Source organism: Mycoplana rhizolycopersici, from assembly GCF_013378445.1.
Taxonomy (GTDB): Bacteria; Pseudomonadota; Alphaproteobacteria; order Rhizobiales; family Rhizobiaceae; genus Mycoplana; species Mycoplana rhizolycopersici.
This window is the reverse complement of sequence record NZ_JABXYK010000002.1, coordinates 307,968-328,457: the sequence shown is the minus strand read 5'-3', so window position 1 is coordinate 328,457 and position 20,490 is coordinate 307,968. Positions and strand designations below refer to the sequence as shown.

The window sequence follows — 20,490 nt, the reverse complement described above, 5'->3', positions numbered from 1 at the left end:
CAACGACAGGAGATGCGCGAGTTGCCCCGACGCGCAATCCCGTCAGCAGTCCTGTCAGGCGGCCAGCGCCTGCGCGCGGGCAGCAAAACGCTCCTGCGCATCGCCGATCGGGTCATGTGCCTTTGCGAAGGGCAGCACGGCGCTCCGCAGCAGGGCCTTCAGGTGGTCGCGGCCGCGATTGCGCACGATCGGCGCAAACGGTGCCATGACGGTTACGGCAGCCATCGGAATCACCTTGTCGACTTCGGCGAAGTTCACGAACACTTCGTGGTTGGCCGCCTCGATGCGGAAGGTTTCGGCCGGCGCGCCTTCGGCGAGCACGACTTCATGGCTGTCGAGCAGGATGTGGTAGTAGTCCACCGCTTCGTGGCCGGCCGGAAGAGCCGGAGCGATCGTGGAACCGTTCACCAGATCCTTGGCCTGAATGAGGACGCCGTCCACGTACAGGCTGTGGTAGGGCGAAACGTAAAGGTCCGCACGCGGGGTGTTCTCGTCAAGAGCATGACGAGCGATGCGGATCGGCAGTACGTCGCTGTTCCAGGTCGGGCCAAAGCGTTTGAAGGTCTGGTGTCCGATCCAGCGAATGGGCATGCTCTCGCCGCGAACGGTTTTCACCATATCGCCGACGCGGAGTTCTTCCACGCGGACTTCCCCGTCGGGCGTCGAAATGGACGTACCCTGCAGGAAGCAGCGAGGCCCCCCGCCGGGACGACCGCCGCCGGGACGACCGCCGCCGCGACGTGCCCAGGCGTGGCCGGGCAGGATCGAGGAAGCCAGAACGCCCATTGCAGCAGCTTTAGCCCCCGTGGAGGCAGCCAGACCGAGGAAGTTACGTCGAGCCCGATTTAGCTGGGAGGGCCGCTTACTCTTTGAAGACATCGTTCTCTCCTTGCCTTTTAATTTACGGATTCAGTACTTACACTTCGATATCCTGCCGCAAGGAGTCATATAAAGAAATATACATACCCATGGCTTCCCACTGTAACAACGGTTGCCCGTATTACTTCGAATGACCAAGCCAGGCTGCTTTAGGGGTAGGGCTACCACCAAAGTTGGTGGAGGGATCGGCGCTTCGGCCCTTGGACGAACGATCTAGAACGTTCTAGATCGTCGGCGCGGCGGGGAATTCCGCAAGGCGGGCGGCATAGCGTGCCATGGTGTCGGCCTCAAAATTGACAAAGTCGCCGACCTTTCGCTCGCCCCAAGTGGTGACTTCCAGCGTATGCCGGATGAGCAACACATCGAAAACGTCCCCGTCCACCTTGTTGACCGTCAGCGACGTGCCGTCGAGCGCGACGGAGCCCTTGGGCGCGACGAAGCGTTCTAGGCCCGCGGGCGCACGCAGCGTAAAGCGGGTTGCGTCCCCTTCCGCTTCGACCGCCAGGATTTCGGCCTTGCCGTCGACATGGCCGGAAACGAGGTGGCCGCCGAGTTCGTCGCCGATCTTGAGCGACCGCTCGAGATTGATGCGGGTACCCTGCCGCCAGCCGCCGATCGTGGTCAGACGCAGCGCCTCTTCCCAGGCTTCCACCTCGAACCAGCGCTCGTTGGAGCCCTTGTCCGGCAGCGCGGTCACTGTCAGACAGGTGCCGGCATGGGAGATCGAAGCCCCCATGTCGATGGTCGCCGGATCAAAGGCGGTGCGCACGCGAAGGCGGACGCCTTCGTTCATGGGCTCGAGCCGCTCGACCGTGCCGACATCCGTTACGATTCCAGTAAACATCGTTAGTCTCTTTCGTATTCTTCCAGCAAATCGTTTCCGAGGCGCATCGTGCGGCGCAACGCGAAGCCCGGCGGCACAGCGCCTGGCACAAGTGGGGATGCGATCCCGTTTTCGCCAATCGGGCCGGCACCGGAATAGAGGTGGATCCGGTCGACGAAGCCGGCGTCAAGGAAGCTCCTCGCCACCGTGGCCCCGCCTTCGACCAGAAGTGAGGATATCCCGCGCGAGGCAAGCGCCGCCAAAAGGGCTGCGACATTGCGCGGATCGCATTGCAGCACCTCGACACCCGCCTCGTCCAACGCCTCGCGGCGCGCCAGAAACGAACGGTCGGCGGCATCGTCGAAACGCGGCGGTTCGCCGGCCACGTCGATAACCGGCACCTCCCGCGCCGTCAGCGCCAGCTTGCTGTAGAGCGGCAGTCGCAGATCCTGATCCAGAACGATGCGGATCGGCGAGCGATCCTGCAATCCCGGAAGCCGGCAGGTCAGTGCGGGGTCGTCGGCCAGCGCCGTACCGATACCGACGAGGATCGCATCGCTCTCGGCGCGCAAAATCTGTACCTGCCCGCGCGCTACCGGTCCCGTGATGGCCACCTGCCTCGCGCCGAGTCGGCCGAGCATACCATCGGAGGAAACGGCAAGCTTCAGAGTTACATTGGGACGCTTGTTGATCTTTTGCATGAGGTAAGCGGCCAGGGCGCGGCGCCCTTCACCCTCCAGCACGCCGGTCTCGACCTCGATCCCGGCGGCGGCGAGCATGGCAATCCCCCTGCCCGACACGCGCTCGTCCGGATCGACGACGGAGACCACGACGCGGGCGACCCCCGCCTCGATCAGGCCCTCGGCGCAGGGTGGCGTCTTGCCGTGATGGGAACAGGGTTCGAGCGACACATAGGCGGTGGCGCCGCGGGCCGCCTCGCCGGCCCCGGCCAGCGCGACCCGCTCCGCATGCGGCCGCCCGCCGAGATCGGTGACGCCCGTTGCAAGGACGGCCCCGTCCTTGACGAGAATGCAGCCGACGGAAGGATTGGTCCCAGTCCTGCCGAGATTGCGCAGGCTCAGCCGGATCGCTGCGGCCATGAAGCGCTCGTCTTCCGCCGCGACCGCCATGATCAGGCCTCGTCGCCGGGGTCGCGGGCAATCTTGGCCGCCACTTCGGACAACGTCTTCTCGAAATCGTCCACGTGGGAAAAGTCGCGGTAGACGGAGGCGTAGCGGACGAAGGCCACGTCATCGAGCGCCTTCAGCGCCTCCAGCACCTGCAGACCGATCTGCTCCGACGAGATCTCCGTCTCGCCCGAGCTCTCCAGCCGGCGGACGATGCCGGAGACGGCGCGCTCGATCCGGTCGCGATCGACCGGACGCTTGCGCAGCGCGATCTCGAAGGACTTCATCAGCTTGTCGCGGTCGAAGGGGGCCTTGCGGCCCGTCTTCTTCAGCACCATCAGTTCACGCAACTGCACCCGCTCGAAAGTGGTGAAGCGGCCGCCGCAATCCGGGCAGATGCGGCGGCGGCGGATGGCGGTCCCGTCCTCTGCGGGACGGGAATCCTTCACCTGGGTATCTTCCGAGGCGCAATAGGGGCAGCGCATGTCCGTCCTTACATGTAGGGATACATGGGGAAACGGTCGGTCAGCTTGACGACCTTCTCCCGGACGGAGGCTTCGACGGCGGCATTGCCCTCGTCGGAGTTGGCGACCTTCAGGCCGTCAAGGACCTCCACGATCAGCTTGCCGATCTCCCTGAACTCGGCTTCCTTGAAGCCGCGGGTCGTGCCGGCCGGCGTGCCGAGGCGTATCCCGGAGGTAACGAAGGGCTTTTCGGGGTCGAAGGGAATGCCGTTCTTGTTGCAGGTGATGTAGCCGCGGCCGAGCGCTGCCTCGGCGCGCTTGCCGGTGGCGTTCTTCTTGCGCAGGTCGACCAGCATCAGGTGGTTGTCTGTGCCACCCGAGACGATGTCGAGGCCGCCTTCGATCAGCGTCTCGGCCAGCGCCTTGGCATTCTTGACGATCTGGGCGGCGTAGTCCTTGAACTCCGGCTGCAGCGCCTCGCCGAAGGCGACAGCCTTGGCGGCGATGATGTGCATCAGCGGGCCGCCCTGCAGGCCGGGGAAGACGGCCGAGTTGATCTTCTTGGCGATGTCCTCGTCATTGGTGAGGACGACGCCGCCGCGCGGGCCGCGCAGCGACTTGTGCGTCGTGGTGGTGGCGACGTGGCAGTGCGGGAACGGCGAAGGATGCTGGCCGCCGGCGACGAGGCCTGCGATGTGGGCCATGTCGACCATCAGATAGGCGCCGACAGAATCGGCGATCTCGCGGAAGCGCTTCCAGTCCCAGATGCGCGAATAGGCGGTGCCGCCGGCGATGATCAGTTTCGGCTTGTGCTGCTCGGCCTTGCGCGCCACGTCGTCCATGTCGAGCAGGTTGTCGCCTTCGCGCACACCGTAGGAAACGACGTTGAACCACTTGCCGGACATGTTGACCGGCGAGCCATGCGTCAGGTGACCGCCCGAGTTCAGGTCGAGACCCATGAAGGTGTCGCCCGGCTGCAGCAGCGCCAGGAACACGGCCTGGTTCATCTGTGAACCGGAGTTCGGCTGGACGTTGGCGAAGTTGACGCCGAACAGCTTCTTGACGCGTTCGATCGCGAGTTCCTCGGCGATGTCGACGAACTGGCAGCCGCCATAGTAGCGCTTGCCCGGGTAGCCCTCGGCATACTTGTTCGTCATGATCGAGCCCTGGGCCTCGAGCACGGCGCGCGAAACGATGTTCTCCGACGCGATCAGTTCGATCTCATGACGCTGGCGGCCGAGTTCCTTCTCGATCGCGCCGAAGATATCCGGATCGGTATCGGCAAGCGAACGGGAGAAGAATGCTTCGGTGGTGGAAGAAAGGCTCATCCTCGAGGCTCCTTTGAGACGGTGGCACGGTGTTTATCGTCCTCGCATGGCAAGGGCAATATCCGCTGTGCGGTTTGCGTCATTTCCAGCCCGACGGGGAAATAAAAACGGCATGCCCTCGCCCTAAAGGCCGGAAACGAAAGGGCCGCGCAAACCCATCGGTTGCGCGGCCCCTGAAGACATTTCGCGGCGGGGTTACTGCGGCAGGAAGTCCTGCTCCACCGAACCGGCCGACCGCTCGACGCCGAAATTGGTCTGCAGCGCCAGTTCGGCAACGCCGTCGCGCTCGTAGATGTCGTCGCGGAACTGCACGACCCGGTCCGTCGCCGACCAAGCGGTGACGTAGACGATGTAGACGGGCACTTCCTGGGAGAGCTTGATCGGCGTGTTCTGGCGGGTGGAGATGACGCGCTCGATCTCCTGGCGGGACCAGCCGGGCGTGTCGCGCAGCAGCCAGCTGATGAGGTCGCGCACGTTCTGCACACGCACGCAACCGGACGATTCGAAGCGCATCAGCTTGTTGAACAGGCCCTGTGAGGGCGTGTCGTGCATGTACTCGTTGTTGGGATTGTGGAAGTTGATCTTCGTCGAGGCCATGGCGTTGATCTTGCCCGGGTCCTGTCTGAACATCAGGTTCGGTGCCTTGTCGGCGAACCAGTCGATCGTTTCCGGCGACACCTCGTTTCCCTTCCCGTCGATCAGGCGGATCGCGTTGCGGGTCAGGTAGGTCGGATCCTTGCGCATCAGCGGCACGATATCCTTTTCGATGATCGAGCGCGGCGCGGTCCAGTACGGATTGAGGATGACTTCGTAGATCTTGGAATTGATGGCGTGCGTCGGACGATCGATCTTGCCGACGACGGCGGTGTGGCGCAGCGCCACGCGATCGTTCTCCACCGCCTCGATATAGGCAGCCGGGATGTTGACCATCACGAAACGCTGGCCGAGATCGCCGGACATCGCCTGGATGCGCACAAGGTTGGTCTGCAACTGGCCGAGGCGGACATCCGCAGACACATTCATCGCCTTCAGCGTGTATTCGCCGAGCACGCCGTCCGCCGGCAGGCCATGGCGGGCCTGGAAACGCTTCACCGCACCGTCGACATAGGAATCATAGGCGTTCGAGATGCCGGCAGAGCGCGGCAAATCGCCGGAAATGATCAGGCGCTGGCGCAGCTGCTGCACCGAAGGATCGCTGATGCCGAGCTCAAGCTTCTGCGGCGCATTGACCATCGGCCAGCCGCCATTGGAAACGATGCCCTGGTAATCAAAGATTGCCTGCTGGATATGGGCGGCCGAGCCGGGGCCGAAGATCGGATTGTTGGAAACGACGGCCGTCGCCGTACGCGAGGCCTTGGCATCGAACTGATCGTCCCAGTTGCCGCGGCGGGGAGCGTTGAGGATATCGTCGATCGCGGTCTGCGCGCTGGCGGAACCGGCGACGGCAGCGGCACCGATCGTTGCTGCGGAACGCAGGAAAGTGCGGCGTGAAAACACATCATTTCCGATCTTGCGAGACATCTATCCTACCATTCTCTACCCGGCCGCAATAACGGCCTTCGCCCGTGCGAACTTTGAAGCCACCAAAGGCCCATATCCCACGGAACCTAATACGAACAGGGTTAACAAACGGAAACCGGCCATGCGGAGGGCGCATGCCTGGGGCCATACCCTCCGGTCCCATAGCAATATGGCCAAAGCGTGTCGCGGGCGCGCACGCAACGCTAACGCACGTGTGATGGCCTGCCCCTCCAAACGGAAAACCGGACGCGCACATCGGCGCACCCGGTTTTGACTGGTACTGGCGGTCCGTTCGGGCCTGCAGCCTTACAGGCGATACAGGATCGAGTCGTTCCAGAAGCGGTCGAGACGCTGCAGCAGACGGTTCATCTCGTTGAACTCGTTCTCGCCGATGCCGCCAACCTTCTGGATGGAGCCGATGTGGCGGTCGTAGAGCTTTGCTACGGTCTCGGCGATTTCCTGGCCGCTCTCGGTCAGGCTGATGCGAACCGAGCGACGGTCGACGCGCGAGCGCTGGTGGTTGATGAAGCCGAGATCCACCAGCTTCTTGACGTTGTAGGAAACGTTCGAGCCGAGGTAGTAGCCGCGGGAGCGAAGTTCGCCGGCGGTCAACTCGGAATTGCCGATGTTGAAGAGGAGCAGCGCCTGGACGGCGTTGACGTCGGAACGACCGGCGCGGTCGAACTCGTCCTTGATGACGTCAAGCAGACGGCGGTGCAGACGCTCGACGAGGTGAAGGGATTCCATGTACAGGTTGCGGATCGCGTCTTCGTGGATATCGACTGCGGGCGCCTGCGGCTTAAGCTTCGTGTTCATTTTCTGCCTCACTGTTTTGGTGGCGGTGTCTGTTTTCCCGCCTTGAGTGAGACCCTATCGAATGCATCTAAAATTCTACTTAAACCGCAGCCTTAACAGCGCCTTACCGGTTCGCCACTCTGTCTCAGGGTAAATCAGTCCTTACCTGCCGTGCCTGCTTGCGGCGCTGCAGGAACAGCGCGCCCTGGAAAAGAACGTAGATCACGGCCACAGTGATATGGGCGATCACCAGCAGCCTGTTGATGCCGAAAATCGATGGAAAGAACTCGTGCATCGCGATCTCCGTCGCCGCAGCGAGCACCCAGACGACCGCGCCCCAGGGCGCCAAAAGCCAGAGCCCGACCGCCGCTACCGGAAACATCATCGCCAGCGCCGTGGATGCCGCCTTCCAGGCCGGCGGCAGCAGGTCGAAGCGCCCCCTCCCCTCCAGCGAGTAACCGGTCAGCATCGCCCAGTACTGAAGCGCGAACCAGAGGCAGGCGGCAGCCATCACGCGCAGGAACGTCACGTAAAGCGTATCGGTCAGCGTCCATCTCGGAACATTCGGGGAATCAGAAGCCATGGGCGGACAATAGCAGCCCCCGCCGGGGCATAATACCAATGATCGGTGATAGGAACCTTTGGCGCCGGCTCGGTTTTGGTTTCCGGCCAGGCGGCAATGTGCCGGGCAAGCGGCCTTGTGCCGCATTCGCATCCGGGCACGCCTTCTGGTAAGCCGTCCCGACGTGCTATGAGCACGAAAAACATGCAAGGACAGTTCCATGACCAATGTCGTCGATCAGATCACCGGCCACCGGCGGATGCGCCGCAACCGCAAGGCGGACTGGACGCGCCGCCTGGTGCAGGAAAATCGGCTGACGGTGGACGACCTGATCTGGCCGGTCTTCGTCATCCCCGGCACCAATATCGTGGAGCCGATCCCCTCGATGCCCGGTGTCAGCCGCATGAGCGTCGACCGCCTTGTCGAGGCGGCAAAGGAAGCCGCCGACCTGGGCGTGCCGGCGATCGCCACCTTCCCCAACATCGAGATGCATCTGCGCGACGAGACCGGCTCCAACAGCCTTGCCGCCGACAACCTGATCAACGAGGCGACGCGGGCACTGAAGAAGCATGTGCCGCAGATCGGCGTGATCACCGATGTGGCGCTCGACCCCTTCACCAGCCACGGCCATGACGGCATCCTGCGCGGCGACGAGATCGTCAACGACGAGACGGTGGAGCAGGTGGCCAAGGCTGCCGTCGTCCAGGCCGATGCGGGTTCCGACATCATCTCGCCTTCGGAAATGATGGACGGGCGGATCGGTGCGATCCGACAGGCGCTCGACGCCGCCGGACACCAGAACGTCGGCATCATGTCCTATGCGACCAAGTTCGCCTCCGCCTTCTACGGGCCGTACCGCGAGGCAATCGGCACCGGCGGGCTTTTGAAGGGCGACAAGAAGACCTACTACATCGACCCCGCGAATGGCACCGAGGCGATCCGCGACGCGGCGCTCGACGTGGAGGAAGGCGCGGATATGCTGATGGTCAAGCCGGGCCTGCCCTATCTCGACATCTGCTTTCGGATGAAGGAAGCGTTCGGCCTTCCCGTGTTCGCCTACCAGGTCTCCGGCGAGTATGCGCAGATCAAGGCTGCGGCCATGAACGGCTGGATCGACGGGGACCGGGTGATGATGGAGACGCTGCTCGCCTTCAAGCGCGCCGGCTGCGACGGCATCCTGACCTATTTCGCCGTCGAGGTCGCCCGGCAGCTTTCGAAGAAGGGCTGACAGTCTGCGCGCAATTCACCCGGATGGCTTGGGGCCATCCGACTTTATTGCTTTTGCGCCAGCAATTCCCATATCAGTGGCATGAGTGAACACAGGAGCCATTCGATGAGCAATTATGACGAGGTTCGTCTGCCGAGCACGGACTGGCGCGCCTATCGCGGCGTGCTGTCCCGACGGATCTTCGCCTTTCTGATCGACTATGCGATCGTCGCCCTTCTCTGGGTGCCGGCGGCAGTCGTCGTCTTCTTCCTCGGCATCATCACGCTGGGCCTTGGCTGGATGCTTTATCCGGCGCTCTTCGTCATCGTCGCCATGCTTTATTTCGGCATGACGATCGGCGGACCGAACCAGGCGAGCGTCGGGATGAACGTGATGGGGCTGGCCGTGATGCGCGTGGACGGGCGGCCGATGGATTTTCTCACCTCCGTCGTCTACCTCGTGCTGTTCTGGCTGGGCAATGCCCTGCTCACGCCCTTCATCCTGCTGATCGGCCTGTTCACCGATCGCAGCCGATTGCTGCACGACCTGCTTCTCGGCACCGTCGTCGCCCGGCGCTCGGGCTTCTGATACATCGACAGCTGAACGTTGCGGCCGCCGCCCTTGCGGGCGGCCGGCCTCGGCGACCGGAAGGCCGGCCAGGAGTATTGGCAACGCCGGTACTAGCTCTCCGAACCGGTTGACCTTTTCCTCAACTGCGCCATGCTAGTATTGTCAGTCAGGCCCGGTTGGAGTCGCGTGCCGAAAACATGAATACCCAGACAACCCCCGCCCCCCAATTCTACCTGACGGCTCCGGCTGCTTGCCCCTACCTGCCGCACGAAATGGAGCGGAAAGTCTTCACGCACCTCGTCGGCGAGCGCGCGCCGGATCTCAACGACCTACTGACGCAGGGCGGTTTCCGCCGATCGCAGAATATCGCCTACCGGCCGGCCTGCGAAACCTGCCGGGCATGCATCTCGGTGCGCATCCTCGTCAACGAGTTCGAGCCCAGGCGCTCGATGCGGCGGGTGCAGGCAGCAAACAGCGATCTCATCGGCTACGAATATCCCGCCGAGCCCTCCAGCGAACAATACACGCTGTTTCGCCGCTATCTCGACCGCCGCCACCAGAAGGGTGGCATGTCGGACATGTCCGTTCTCGACTATGCGATGATGGTCGAGGATACCCACGTCCACACCAAGGTCATCGAATATCGCAAGCGCACCGAGGGCGCCGGCCTGGAGGAGCGGCCCCGGGGGGAGCTCGTCGCAGTAGCCCTGACGGACCGCATGGGCGACGGGCTCTCGATGGTCTACTCCTACTTCGACCCGGACGAGCAGCAACGCTCGCTTGGAACCTTCATGATTCTCGATCATATTCGCCGCGCCAGGGCGCTGGGGTTGCCACACGTCTATCTCGGCTACTGGGTAAAAGGTTCCCGAAAAATGGACTATAAAACAAAGTTTCTGCCGCAGGAGCACCTGATGGCGCGCGGCTGGGAACGCTATGATGGCGGAAGTTCGGACTGAGAATCGGATTTCCGCGTGTCACCTGCCCAAGACCCCAGCCTGCATCGCAAGGGCCTGATGATCACCGCAGTCGGCGGTCTGGCCCTGTCCTTCGACATTCCCCTGATACGTTCGGCGCACGGCGAGGTGTGGTCGCTGCTTGCCGTCCGCAGCATCGCGACCTTTCTGGTCGCAATGACCATCTGGTCGGTCCTGCGCCTTCTGCTGCGTCGTCCGCTGGCGCTGATCCCGGGTCCTGCCGGACTTGCCGCCGGCGTGCTGTATGGCATCAACTCGCTGACGTTCATGCTCGCGGTCTTCAACACGACCACTGCCAACGTCGTCTTCATCCTCGCCTTCACCTCGATGTTCGCCGCACTTCTCTCATGGCTCTTTCTCGGTGAGCGCCCGTCGAACGCTACGCTTGCGACCATGGCAGCCATGGTCTGCGGCATTGCGCTGATCGTCCATGACGGGCTGGAGAGCGGCAATTTCTTCGGCGATGCGATGGCCGCCTGCTCCGCCTTGCTGCTTGCCAGCGCCATCACCATCAGCCGCAAGAGCGGCGCCGACATGGGCTTCGTGCCGCTGGTAACCGCCATCGTCCCGGGCCTTGCCGGGCTCCTGATGCTTCCCGGCGGCACGCTGCAGATCGAACAGCCGGCCTTCATCCTCTTCAACGGGCTGGTGATGATCCCACTCGCCTTCTGGTGCCTTGCGACGGGGCCGCGATATCTGTCCGCACCCGAGGTCGGGATGTTTTATCTTCTGGAAACGGTGCTGGCGCCGATCTGGGTGTGGATCGTCTTCGCCGAGCAGCCCTCCAGCCAGACGCTCGTCGGCGGCACCATCCTTATCCTGGCGCTGCTGTGCCATTCGCTGTGGCAGATGCGCAGCAAGGCGAAAGCCGCCCGGCTGCAGGCCACGTGCGCCGTGGCCGCCCCGACGCATCCCTGACGGGTCGATTTGCGATCTGCCGCATCCTCATGTTATAACAACGTTGCAACATGAGGATACGGCCATGAACGTCACCGTCCGCAAGATCGGCAATTCCGAAGGCATCATCATCCCGAAGGAAGTGCTTGAACGCCTGGGCGTGAAGGCGGGCGACGAATTGACCCTGACAGAAGACAATGGCCAGCTCACGCTCGTTCCGCAGAATGCGGACCTCGCCGAACAACTTCGGGCTGCGAGCATCGGAATGGGAAAGTATCGCGTCGCCTTGCGTGAACTTGCCAAGTGAAGCGGGTGAAGTGGCTGACGCGCGAGGCTATCGAACTCGTTCATCATGAACAGCTGCAAGAGCACGGTGGTCTACCGGGACTGAAGGACGAAAATGCGCTGGAGGCCGCGCTTGCCCGCCCGCAACATAAGGCGACCTACGGTGAAGATGATCTGTTCGTCCTCGCCGCAGCCTACCTTTACGGTATCGTTCGCAATCACCCCTTCTCGGACGGCAACAAGAGAACGGGCTTTCTGGCCGCGTTTATGTTCCTTTATATCAATGGTTTGCTGGTCGATGCTGACCAGGGTCGGGTCATCGAACTCGTGTTCGGCGTCGCCGCCGGCGAGATCGACGAGGACGGGGCGACGCGCTTCCTGCGCGACTTCACCGTCCCCCTGCCCTCCGGCTCCTGAGCCGTGAAGCGGGCTGCGACTTCTCGAGCCCAGCCCTGACGCCCCATCCTATGACTCCACGCAGGCCATTGTCACAAAGCCGCGCGCGCTTTCGCCCGCCTGCTCCAGGGGCTTGTGATTATCGCATTGTCCGACGCCGTAGCGCTGCCGCTTCGGCTGGAAATGCGCTATCCGCTGAACTTGCCGCTGCGCGGGAAGCCCTTCGGCACCGTGCGACCGGCGCTGGCGCGGTCGGCGAGCCATTCGGCAAGCTCTTCCTTGCTGCGTACGAAGTTGCGGCCGGCGCTGTCGTCCCAAGTCAGGCCCTCGTCGAGCGCGAAGCAGCGGATGTCGGAAACGCCGCCATCCTTGTAGCGCTGCAGGCGCACGCCCTTGCCGCGCGACATTTCCGGCAGCTGCGCCAGCGGGAAGATCAGCATCTTGCGGTTTTCACCGACGACGGCGACATGGTCGCCGCGCACGGGCACCACGAGCTTGGTCTCGTCCGGCATGCCGACATTCATGATCTGCTTGCCCTTGCGGGTGTTGGCGATCATCTCCGTCTCGGCGATGACGAAGCCGTTTCCGGCCTGCGAGGCGAGGATAACCTTCCGGGCCGGATCGTGCACGAAGGCGGTCAGGACGTCCTGATCGTTCTCCATGTCGACCATGATGCGCAGCGGCTCGCCGTGGCCGCGTCCGCCCGGCAGCTTGTCCGCGCCGAGCGTGTAGACCTTGCCGCCGGTCGTCAGCACGAGGATCTTGTCGGTTGTCTGCGCCGGGAAAGCCACGTTGAGGGCATCACCCTCCTTGAACTGCAGGCCGGACGTATCGGCGATGTGTCCCTTGAGCGCCCGGATCCATCCCTTCTCGGAAATGACGACGGTGACCGGCTCCTTCTCGATCATCGCCTGCTGGATCGCCTCGATGTCGGTTTCCGGCGCATCCGAGAACTGGGTGCGGCGGCGGCCGATCTCGGTCGCCTTGGCAAACTTCTTCTTCACCTCGCCGATCTGCCAGGCGACGGTCTGCCATTGCTTCGGCTCGGAGGCCAGCAACGCCTCGATCTCCGCCTTCTCCTTCGTCAGCCCGTCGAACTCGGTACGGATCTCGAATTCCTCAAGCTTGCGCAGCGAGCGAAGCCGCATGTTGAGGATCGATTCGGCCTGGAGGTCGGTCAGCGAGAAGCGCGCCATCAGCGCCGGCTTCGGCTCTTCCTCCTCGCGAATGATGCGGATCACCTCGTCGATGTTCAGATAGGCGACGAGGTAGCCGCCGAGGATTTCCAGCCGCCGCTCGATTGCAGCCAGCCGGTGGCGGGAGCGGCGCACCAGCACTTCGCGGCGATGGGCCAGCCATTCCGACAGCACCTCGTTCAGCGCCATCACCCGCGGCACGCGTCCCATCGAGAGCACGTTCATATTCAGCGGAATACGGCTTTCGAGCTCGGACAGCTTGAACAGCGATTCCATCAGCAGCGTCGGATCGACGCTGCGGCTCTTCGGCACGAGCACGATGCGCACGTCCTCGGCGGATTCGTCGCGGATGTCTTCCAGCAGCGGCACCTTCCGCGCCAGAAGCAGTTCGGCGACCTTCTCGATCAGGCGCGACTTCTGCACCTGGTAGGGGATTTCGGTGACGACGATCTGATAGCCGCCGCGCCCCAGGTCTTCCGTCTCCCACTTCGCCCGCACGCGAAACCCGCCGCGGCCGGTGCGGTAGGATTCCAGCATACTCGCGCGGCTTTCCACGATAATGCCGCCGGTCGGAAAGTCCGGCCCCTCGACCCCGCCCTTCTGCGGGTTCGCCGGATCGAACATCAGATCCTCGACGGTGGCGTCGGGGTGCTTGATCAGGTGGAGGGCCGCATCGCAGAGCTCGTGCGCATTGTGCGGCGGGATGGAGGTCGCCATGCCGACGGCAATGCCCGAGGCGCCGTTGGCGAGCAGGTTCGGGAACGAGCCCGGCAGCACGACCGGCTCCTCGTCCTCCTCGTTGTAGGTCGGACGGAAATCGACCGCGTCCTCGTCGAGACCTTCGAGGATCAGGGTTGCGACATCGGTCATGCGCGCTTCGGTGTAGCGCATCGCCGCGGCGTTATCGCCGTCGATATTGCCGAAGTTGCCCTGCCCGTCCACCAGCGGATAGCGGATGGCGAAATCCTGCGACAGGCGTACCAGCGCATCGTAGATCGAGGCGTCGCCGTGGGGGTGGAACTTACCCATCACGTCGCCGACGATGCGGGCGCACTTCTTGTAGGCCTGCCCGGGATCCAGCCGCAGGATGCGCATCGCATGCACGATGCGGCGGTGTACCGGCTTCAGGCCGTCGCGCACGTCAGGCAGCGCGCGATGCATGATCGTCGACAGCGCATAGGCAAGGTAGCGCTCTTCAAGCGCCGCCTTCAGGTCGACCGGAAGGATATTGTCGTCGTCTCCGCCACCGGGCGGCAAAATCTCTTGTCCCATGGGACTTGACTACCGAAAAGCCCGATTCGCGGCAAGGAAACCGGGCGATTGCGCTGTGGATAGCCGGCCTGCCAGGTTGCCGGCAAACCCAAGATACGCAGGCAATCGACGGCCGCGAAGCATCGCAGTGTCAGCAGGGACAGGGCGTGCGACAAGTGCAACGGCAAAACCGTCCACGGGACGGCGATAGTCTCTCGGCCGGACAAGGGTTTCCGGGGCACCGACCGGTTTGCGATCAGCATCATCACGCAGCGCCATGTCGACGGTCCCGGCAGCCGGTCCGCCCTCATTCCCGCCACCATTGACGTGAAATAGTGACGTTTACCATTTCGCCCGGCGCGGGATGCGACGCCAATTTGCATGACGAATAGACAAGCCGTATCAAACGTTTCCGAGCCGGACGACGGCCGACGGCCGGCACGACAAGAAGGAACCATTATGCTTTATAACCGCACTCTCCGTAAGATGTTCGCCAGCGTCGCGCTTGCGGCGATCGCAAGCCCCGCCTTCGCGCTCGACGGCGCCGACCTCGTCGCCAAGCTCAATGCAGCCAACAGCGCAAGCGGCCTGACGGTGACCTACGGCAACATCGCGGTCGACGGCGATACCCTGACGCTGCAGGCAACGAAGGTCACGCCCACAGGCGGCGAGGCGCTGGAACTCGGCGACATCACGCTTGAGGGCGTCGAAGAGGACGGCGACGGCGGCTACAGGATCGAAACGGTCAGCTTTCCGGACATCAACAGGACCGAAGGCGACACGACGATCGTTGCCTCCGACATCCAGCTTGGCGGGCTGACCATCCCCGCCAAGGCGGACGGCAAGACGCTCGACACCATGCTTTTCTATGAGACCGCGACCACCGGCCCGATCACGGTCACCAACAAGGGCAAGGAAGTCTTTTCCACCTCCCGCATAGAAGGCAGGATCGAACGCCGCGCGAACGACGCCGGGATGGACTTCGACGGCTCGGTCTCCGACATCAAGGCGGACCTGACCACGATCCAGGACCCGAAGGGGAAGGATACGATCGAAAAGCTCGGGCTGCAGACGATCGAAGGCAAGATCGACATGAAGGGCAGCTGGGAACTTGGCAGCGGCCTCTTCTCCGTCGACGAATATGCCTTCGATTTCAACGACGTCGGAAGGCTGAACCTGGCCTTTGCGATTTCGGGCTACACGCTCGATTTCATGAACACGATGCGCGAAGCGGTGGAGACGGCGCAAGCCAACCCCAACAGGGAAGAGGCGAACAACGCGCTCGGCATGTCGATGCTGGGCATGCTGCAGCAGCTGACTTTCAACAGCGCCGAGATCAGCTTCAACGATGCGTCGCTGACGAAGAAGGTGCTGGACGTGGTCGGCGCCGAACAGGGCGTTTCCGGCGATCAGATGGCGCAATCGCTGAAGGGGCTGGTGCCACTGATGATCGCACAGCTGAACATGCCCGAGTTGCAGAACCAGATCTCGCAGGCCGTGAACACCTATCTCGACGATCCGAAATCGCTCAAGATTACCGCAGCACCAGCAAACCCCGTGCCCTTCCCCATGATCATGGGGGCTGCGATGGGCGCGCCGAACACGATCCCGCAGGTTCTGGGCGTAACGGTCACAGCTAACGACTAAGTGGTGCAAGCCGAACAAAGTTGATCAGAAACCCGGCGGCGAACCGCCGGGTTTTTTCGGTCGAATTCAGTGCGACGCCGGCAGGGCCGCACCTTCCTTGTCGTGGACGGCGAAGCGGTCGAGCATGTGGGCGCTCGCCTCGTTCAGCCCCTTCACTTCGACCTCGATGCCGTGGCGGCGATACTTCAGCACCACCTTGTCCAGGGCGCCGACGGCGCTGATGTCCCAGAGATGGGCATTGGAGACGTCGATCACCACCTTCTCCAGCTCCTCGGCGAAGTCGAAGGCCGCGACGAAGCTCTCCGTGGAGGCGAAGAAGACCTGGCCTTCGACGACGTAGGTGCGGACCCGGCCGCCCGCATCCGTTTCGGAGCTGACCCTGAAGAGGCGCGCGACCTTGCCGGCGAAGAAGACGCCGGAGAGGAGCACGCCGACGAGGACGCCCTTGGCGAGGTCGTGCGTTCCAACCGTCGTGACCACCGTTGCCAGCATCACGATGGAAGACGGTAGCGGGTTCTTCCGAAGATCGATGATGGAGCGCCAGGAGAACGTACCGATCGAGACCATGATCATCACCGCCACCAGTGCGGCCATCGGTATGATCCGCACCAGGTCGTCAAGGACGAGGATCAGGAACAGCAGGAAGGCGCCAGCGACGAAAGTGGACAGGCGGCCGCGGCCGCCGGAGGTGACGTTGATCACCGATTGCCCGATCATGGCGCAGCCGCCCATGCCGCCGATCAGGCCGGAGGCGATATTGCTCGCGCCCTGGCCTATGCACTCCTGGCTCTTCGAGCTCGTCGTGTCGGTCATGTCGTCGACGATCTGTGCCGTCAGCAGCGATTCCAGCAGGCCGACTGCGGCGAGCGCCACAGAATAGGGGAAGATGATCTGCAGCGTCTCGAGAGTCAGCGGCACCTGCGGCAGGGCGAAAATCGGCAGTGCCGAGGGAAGCTCGCCAAGGTCGCCGACGGTGCGCAGATCCAGCCCACCCCACCAGGCGATCGCGGTCAGGACGAGAATCGCCACGAGCGGCGACGGCACCGCCTTCGTGAGGTAGGGTAAGAGATAGATGATGGCGAGCCCGGCAGCGATCATCACGTATGTCAGGTGCGGCACGCCGATAAGTTCGGGCAATTGCGCCATGAAGATCAGGATCGCCAGCGCGTTGACGAAGCCGGTGATGACGGAGCGGGAGACGAAGCGCATCACCCGGCCGAGCTTGAGCATGCCGGCAACAATCTGGATGGCGCCCATCAGCAGGGTCGCCGCGAAGAGGTATTGCAGGCCGTGCTCCTTGACGAGCGTGACCATGAGCACTGCGGTTGCAGCGGTCGCAGCCGAAATCATTCCGGGACGGCCGCCGGTGAAGGCCGAGACGCAGGCGATGGCAAAGGAGGCGAACAGGCCCACCTTTGGATCGACGCCGGCAATGACGGAGAAGCCGATCGCTTCGGGGATCAGGGCAAGGGCGACGACGATGCCCGAGAGGATGTCTGCGCGAATGTTGCAGAACCATTCGTGCCGGTAGGAGGAGAACGTGGTTTTCATGGAAAGTTTCGCAAATTCCATGCATCCAGGCCGGCTGGAAAGCCGGCATGTGAGTGATTTGATGCATTTGCGTTGTCTGGCGGATCGGCGGCCAGAAGAGCCACCCGGAGTTTCACCGGGTCCGTGGTGATTGGCACCCGTATAGCCGCCCATGCGCCGCATGGCAACATACGAGGCATTCAGGCCCGACGCCTTTGGTCAGCCCTGCAATCGAAATGCTCGTTCTGTTCCGCCAATCTGTCGCAGTCTTCAGCGGCCGTGGCCCGCAAAGCGCAACACCCTGCCCGTCTGCGCTGCGGCCACCTCCGCAGGCTCGGCGCCCACGGGCAGTTTGAATGCGGAGACGAGCACGCGCAGCCGTTCGGCCTGCGTGGCGAGCAAGGCGCTCGCCGCAGTGTTTTCCTCCGCCATCGCGGCATTCTGCTGCGTGCCCTGATCCATCTGGTTGACGGTGGCGTTGACCGCGGAGATGCCGAGCGACTGCTCGCGGGAAGAGATGGCGATCGCCTCCATCAAGGCGTGAATGGTCTTGACCTCCTGTCCGATCGCCTGCAGCGCCGTACCTGTGTTTCGGACGATCTCGACGCCGTCTTCGACCTCCGCGGTTGAGTTGCGAATCAGGTCCTTGATCTCCTTTGCCGCAACGGCAGAGCGTTGCGCCAGCTCGCGGACCTCCTGCGCGACGACCGCAAAGCCGCGGCCCGCCTCGCCGGCGCGCGCCGCTTCGACGCCGGCGTTCAACGCCAGAAGGTTGGTCTGGAAGGCGATCTCGTCGATGACGCCGATGATGCTGGAGATACGCCGCGACGACTGCTCGATACGCTCCATCGCCCCCACCGTGCCGCCGACGAGTTCGGCGGTACGCTCTGCGTGGACGTTGGCGCGGGACGCGACGTCGCGCGCCTCCTGCGCCCTTTCGGCCGCATGGGTCACGTTGGCGGTAATCTCGTCGAGCGCCGCCGCCGTCTCTTCCAGCGACCCCGCCTGCCGCTCGGTGCGCGTCGAAAGCGTATCGGCGCTTGCGCTGATCTCGCGACTGCCGCCGTCGATGGTACCGCTGACGGCCGAAATCTCCAGAAGCGCTGCCCCCAATTGACGCAACGCCTGGTTCAGGTCGGCACGCAACCCCTCGAATTCCGGCGAAAACGCTTCCGTCAGCTGGAAATCGAGATTGCCGCCGGCAAGCCGGCGCAGGCCGGCCGCAAGCCCCTGCGTCGCCTGCATCAGCCGCTCATGCGCCTCGGCTTCTGCGCCCGCCTGGATTGCCGCGCGCTCGGCCTCGGCCTTGCGCCGGTCCGCCTCCGCCTGCTCCTCCAGCCGCCGGTTGTCGATCGCCGCCTGCCGGAAAACTTCAAGTGCTGCCGCCATCGCACCGATCTCGTCGCGGCGGAAAAGGCCCGGAACGGCGATCTCCGTCCTGCCGCCGGCGAGGGACCGCATCGCCTGTGTGATCGATCCGATCGGACGTACGATCGAGCGACCGACGAGCCATACGGCAACAAGCAGCGCCACCACGGCCACGCCGATCAGGACGGCGACCACGGTGATGGTGCGGCGGGCCGAAGCCTCGTTCGCGGCAAGGTTCTGCGACCGTTCGCGGGCAAAGAGCGCCGTCGCCCGCTCCTTTGCCGGCTGGATATCGGCATGCGCAGCACTCACCGCTTTACGCGCGGCCGACTCCTTCAGGCTGGTTTCCGCGTAGAGACGGAAGGAGATGCGATAGACGTCGAACCTCTCCATAACCCGTTGTCGCTGTGCCCCGGGACGGTAAAGCTTGCGCACGAGACCAGTGAACGTCTTCGCCTCCTCCGCATGTCGCTCGATGTATTTCGCATCCCGGCGCAGGATGAAATCCTTCTCATGCCGACGCAGCATCAGCATGCTGGCGCGCACACCTGCATCGTCGATGTCCTGCAACTGCTTCTCGATGCCGTGGACGGCCGAGCGCATGGCGCCCTCCAGTCCCTGCGACTGGTCGAGCCCCAGTTCCACGTTGAGCTTCACCAGGCTGGCAAAAGCGCTGCGATAGGTTTCGAACCGGGCGCCGATCTCCTGCAGTTCCGCAGCAAGTTCCACGCCGGCCCCTGCCTTCAGCCTCTCCAGGCGCGCAACTGCGCTCGCGACAGTCTGCTCGAAGGCGGCATTCGCCGACAGGTCGTGTCCAAGCAGGAAATCCTTCTCTGACAGCCGTGCGGCGAGGAAATCCGCAGACAGGCTGCCGAACTCCGCCTCGCGCGCCGCAAGCCGGTAGCCCGTCTCGCGATTGGCGGCTTCGAACTGCCGCTGCGCAAGAAGGATGCCGGCGATGACCGCGATGCCGGCCACGGCCAGCACCCCCAGCACCATCACGCGGTGTGCAATTTTCAGCTTGGACAGAACGGACATGGACGGCGCTCCATAGAAAACGGAGCCTGACCTATCGCCTCCAAGAACTTAAAGGAAACTCAAGCCTTTATGAAGGTTTTGTGACAATTCACAGGCCCGCTCGCGCAAGGCGGTCGCCACACCGCTGTCAACCGCCTCAGTCCTTTCGGCGACCGTGGAAGAAGACGATGGCGACGATGACGCCGATCACCACCCCAAGGATGACGTCGAGAAAGCGCGCGAGACCGGCATTCTGTGGCCCGAGCAGCAGGACCAGCATCGCCGACGCGCCGGCCTGGATCGGAACGACCGGCGCCAGCCCGAACAGCGAAGCGAGCATCATGGCGATGAAGGTGGCTACAGCAAGCCGGACTTCGCCCAGGAGATGCGGCGCCAGATCGTAGGGAATGAGGAATGCCAGTTCGCCGACGAGGATGCCGATGGTCACGCCAACCAGCAGGTTGGCACCCTGCCGAAGGTGGTCGGGGATGCCGGGGGCCAGGCAGATCAGCGCGCTGATCGCCGCAAATATCGGCTGTGGCTGCCCGAACAGGAGGTGGGCAAGCCAGTATGCCAGGGCGGCGGACAGCGCCGCCGCCAGGGCACGGGAGAATGCTGCGCGACCGCGATCGAGCAGCATCCGCAGCACG

The 20,490-nt window shown here is 63.5% G+C and carries 19 protein-coding genes and 1 other annotated feature; of the genes, 7 read left to right on the top strand and 12 right to left on the bottom strand.

Annotation, left to right across the window (positions count from 1 at the left end):
• Positions 1-54 precede the first annotated feature (54 nt).
• From HV823_RS04040 to HV823_RS04005, 8 genes are all read right to left on the bottom strand, one after another.
• A complete protein-coding gene (locus tag HV823_RS04040) occupies positions 55-879 on the bottom strand; it encodes a Hint domain-containing protein (RefSeq protein ID WP_176948447.1) in 825 nt (274 codons plus the stop codon).
• A 223-nt stretch (positions 880-1,102) separates the two neighbouring features.
• Positions 1,103-1,723, bottom strand: coding sequence for a riboflavin synthase (locus tag HV823_RS04035; protein ID WP_176948446.1), 621 nt, complete (start codon positions 1,721-1,723; stop codon positions 1,103-1,105).
• A gap of 2 nt (positions 1,724-1,725) precedes the next feature.
• Positions 1,726-2,832, bottom strand: a complete 1,107-nt coding sequence (gene ribD / locus HV823_RS04030; RefSeq protein ID WP_176948445.1) for a bifunctional diaminohydroxyphosphoribosylaminopyrimidine deaminase/5-amino-6-(5-phosphoribosylamino)uracil reductase RibD — start codon at positions 2,830-2,832, stop codon at positions 1,726-1,728.
• A 2-nt stretch (positions 2,833-2,834) separates the two neighbouring features.
• Positions 2,835-3,314, bottom strand: a complete 480-nt coding sequence (gene nrdR, locus HV823_RS04025) for a transcriptional regulator NrdR (RefSeq protein WP_097139001.1) — start codon at positions 3,312-3,314, stop codon at positions 2,835-2,837.
• A gap of 8 nt (positions 3,315-3,322) precedes the next feature.
• Positions 3,323-4,621, bottom strand: coding sequence for a serine hydroxymethyltransferase (gene glyA, locus HV823_RS04020; protein ID WP_176948444.1), 1,299 nt, complete (start codon positions 4,619-4,621; stop codon positions 3,323-3,325).
• A 195-nt stretch (positions 4,622-4,816) separates the two neighbouring features.
• Positions 4,817-6,142: a L,D-transpeptidase family protein gene (locus HV823_RS04015; RefSeq protein ID WP_176948443.1), complete on the bottom strand. Its 1,326-nt coding sequence runs from the start codon at positions 6,140-6,142 to the stop codon at positions 4,817-4,819.
• 306 nt (positions 6,143-6,448) lie between these two features.
• On the bottom strand, positions 6,449-6,958 hold the full coding sequence (ldtR, locus tag HV823_RS04010) for a transcriptional regulator LdtR (protein WP_176948442.1): 510 nt from the start codon (positions 6,956-6,958) through the stop codon (positions 6,449-6,451).
• A 124-nt stretch (positions 6,959-7,082) separates the two neighbouring features.
• Positions 7,083-7,520: a DUF6163 family protein gene (locus tag HV823_RS04005; RefSeq protein WP_176948441.1), complete on the bottom strand. Its 438-nt coding sequence runs from the start codon at positions 7,518-7,520 to the stop codon at positions 7,083-7,085.
• A gap of 199 nt (positions 7,521-7,719) precedes the next feature.
• Between HV823_RS04005 and hemB the strand changes: the two genes are divergently transcribed.
• From hemB to HV823_RS03975, 6 genes are all read left to right on the top strand, one after another.
• Positions 7,720-8,727, top strand: a complete 1,008-nt coding sequence (gene hemB, locus HV823_RS04000; RefSeq protein ID WP_176948440.1) for a porphobilinogen synthase — start codon at positions 7,720-7,722, stop codon at positions 8,725-8,727.
• Positions 8,728-8,808: 81 nt separating this feature from the next.
• On the top strand, positions 8,809-9,294 hold the full coding sequence (locus HV823_RS03995; RefSeq protein WP_425487632.1) for an RDD family protein: 486 nt from the start codon (positions 8,809-8,811) through the stop codon (positions 9,292-9,294).
• A gap of 179 nt (positions 9,295-9,473) precedes the next feature.
• The gene (locus tag HV823_RS03990) at positions 9,474-10,235 is read left to right on the top strand and encodes an arginyltransferase (protein WP_176948438.1); all 762 of its coding nucleotides are present in this window, start codon (positions 9,474-9,476) and stop codon (positions 10,233-10,235) included.
• Positions 10,236-10,292: 57 nt separating this feature from the next.
• The gene (locus HV823_RS03985; protein WP_210270704.1) at positions 10,293-11,171 is read left to right on the top strand and encodes a DMT family transporter; all 879 of its coding nucleotides are present in this window, start codon (positions 10,293-10,295) and stop codon (positions 11,169-11,171) included.
• 64 nt (positions 11,172-11,235) lie between these two features.
• On the top strand, positions 11,236-11,457 hold the full coding sequence (locus HV823_RS03980; protein ID WP_176948436.1) for an AbrB/MazE/SpoVT family DNA-binding domain-containing protein: 222 nt from the start codon (positions 11,236-11,238) through the stop codon (positions 11,455-11,457).
• A complete protein-coding gene (locus tag HV823_RS03975; RefSeq protein ID WP_176948435.1) occupies positions 11,454-11,852 on the top strand; it encodes a type II toxin-antitoxin system death-on-curing family toxin in 399 nt (132 codons plus the stop codon). Before HV823_RS03980 ends, HV823_RS03975 begins: the two co-directional genes overlap by 4 nt.
• 167 nt (positions 11,853-12,019) lie before the next feature.
• On the opposite strand, the gene parC is transcribed toward HV823_RS03975, so the two are convergent.
• Positions 12,020-14,299 carry a DNA topoisomerase IV subunit A gene (gene parC / locus HV823_RS03970; RefSeq protein ID WP_176948434.1) on the bottom strand — a complete coding sequence of 760 codons (2,280 nt, stop codon included), beginning with the start codon at positions 14,297-14,299 and terminating at the stop codon, positions 12,020-12,022.
• Positions 14,300-14,737: 438 nt separating this feature from the next.
• Here parC and HV823_RS03965 point away from each other — a divergent pair, with 438 nt between their 5' ends.
• Entirely contained in the window at positions 14,738-15,925 is a 1,188-nt protein-coding gene (locus HV823_RS03965; RefSeq protein WP_176948433.1) for a hypothetical protein, read from the top strand.
• Positions 15,926-15,991: 66 nt separating this feature from the next.
• Here the strand turns inward: HV823_RS03965 and HV823_RS03960 are convergent, their stop codons facing one another.
• From HV823_RS03960 to HV823_RS03950, 3 genes are all read right to left on the bottom strand, one after another.
• Complete coding sequence (locus HV823_RS03960) at positions 15,992-17,476, bottom strand: SulP family inorganic anion transporter (protein WP_176948432.1); 1,485 nt, start codon at positions 17,474-17,476, stop codon at positions 15,992-15,994.
• A 70-nt stretch (positions 17,477-17,546) separates the two neighbouring features.
• Positions 17,547-17,602 (bottom strand) — a sequence feature (sul1 is cis-regulatory element that is thought to sense ions involved in sulfur or methionine metabolism; They are found in Alphaproteobacteria).
• A gap of 123 nt (positions 17,603-17,725) precedes the next feature.
• A complete protein-coding gene (locus tag HV823_RS03955) occupies positions 17,726-19,861 on the bottom strand; it encodes a methyl-accepting chemotaxis protein (RefSeq protein ID WP_176948431.1) in 2,136 nt (711 codons plus the stop codon).
• A 136-nt stretch (positions 19,862-19,997) separates the two neighbouring features.
• Positions 19,998-20,480 carry an FUSC family protein gene (locus tag HV823_RS03950; RefSeq protein WP_210270702.1) on the bottom strand — a complete coding sequence of 161 codons (483 nt, stop codon included), beginning with the start codon at positions 20,478-20,480 and terminating at the stop codon, positions 19,998-20,000.
• Positions 20,481-20,490 lie beyond the last annotated feature (10 nt).

What these genes read in the sequence shown, in the direction of transcription:
- HV823_RS03965 (WP_176948433.1), top strand. Translation starts at nt 14,738, where the DNA reads ATGCTTTATAACCGCACTCTCCGTAAGATGTTCGCCAGCGTCGCGCTT.
- parC (WP_176948434.1), bottom strand. Translation starts at nt 14,299, where the DNA reads ATGGGACAAGAGATTTTGCCGCCCGGTGGCGGAGACGACGACAATATC.
- ribD (WP_176948445.1), bottom strand. Translation starts at nt 2,832, where the DNA reads ATGGCGGTCGCGGCGGAAGACGAGCGCTTCATGGCCGCAGCGATCCGG.
- HV823_RS03955 (WP_176948431.1), bottom strand. Translation starts at nt 19,861, where the DNA reads ATGTCCGTTCTGTCCAAGCTGAAAATTGCACACCGCGTGATGGTGCTG.
- HV823_RS03950 (WP_210270702.1), bottom strand. Translation starts at nt 20,480, where the DNA reads ATGCTGCTCGATCGCGGTCGCGCAGCATTCTCCCGTGCCCTGGCGGCG.
- HV823_RS03990 (WP_176948438.1), top strand. Translation starts at nt 9,474, where the DNA reads ATGAATACCCAGACAACCCCCGCCCCCCAATTCTACCTGACGGCTCCG.
- nrdR (WP_097139001.1), bottom strand. Translation starts at nt 3,314, where the DNA reads ATGCGCTGCCCCTATTGCGCCTCGGAAGATACCCAGGTGAAGGATTCC.
- HV823_RS04035 (WP_176948446.1), bottom strand. Translation starts at nt 1,723, where the DNA reads ATGTTTACTGGAATCGTAACGGATGTCGGCACGGTCGAGCGGCTCGAG.
- HV823_RS04005 (WP_176948441.1), bottom strand. Translation starts at nt 7,520, where the DNA reads ATGGCTTCTGATTCCCCGAATGTTCCGAGATGGACGCTGACCGATACG.
- glyA (WP_176948444.1), bottom strand. Translation starts at nt 4,621, where the DNA reads ATGAGCCTTTCTTCCACCACCGAAGCATTCTTCTCCCGTTCGCTTGCC.
- HV823_RS04040 (WP_176948447.1), bottom strand. Translation starts at nt 879, where the DNA reads ATGTCTTCAAAGAGTAAGCGGCCCTCCCAGCTAAATCGGGCTCGACGT.
- HV823_RS03980 (WP_176948436.1), top strand. Translation starts at nt 11,236, where the DNA reads ATGAACGTCACCGTCCGCAAGATCGGCAATTCCGAAGGCATCATCATC.
- HV823_RS03960 (WP_176948432.1), bottom strand. Translation starts at nt 17,476, where the DNA reads ATGAAAACCACGTTCTCCTCCTACCGGCACGAATGGTTCTGCAACATT.
- HV823_RS04015 (WP_176948443.1), bottom strand. Translation starts at nt 6,142, where the DNA reads ATGTCTCGCAAGATCGGAAATGATGTGTTTTCACGCCGCACTTTCCTG.
- hemB (WP_176948440.1), top strand. Translation starts at nt 7,720, where the DNA reads ATGACCAATGTCGTCGATCAGATCACCGGCCACCGGCGGATGCGCCGC.
- HV823_RS03985 (WP_210270704.1), top strand. Translation starts at nt 10,293, where the DNA reads ATGATCACCGCAGTCGGCGGTCTGGCCCTGTCCTTCGACATTCCCCTG.
- ldtR (WP_176948442.1), bottom strand. Translation starts at nt 6,958, where the DNA reads ATGAACACGAAGCTTAAGCCGCAGGCGCCCGCAGTCGATATCCACGAA.
- HV823_RS03995 (WP_425487632.1), top strand. Translation starts at nt 8,809, where the DNA reads ATGAGTGAACACAGGAGCCATTCGATGAGCAATTATGACGAGGTTCGT.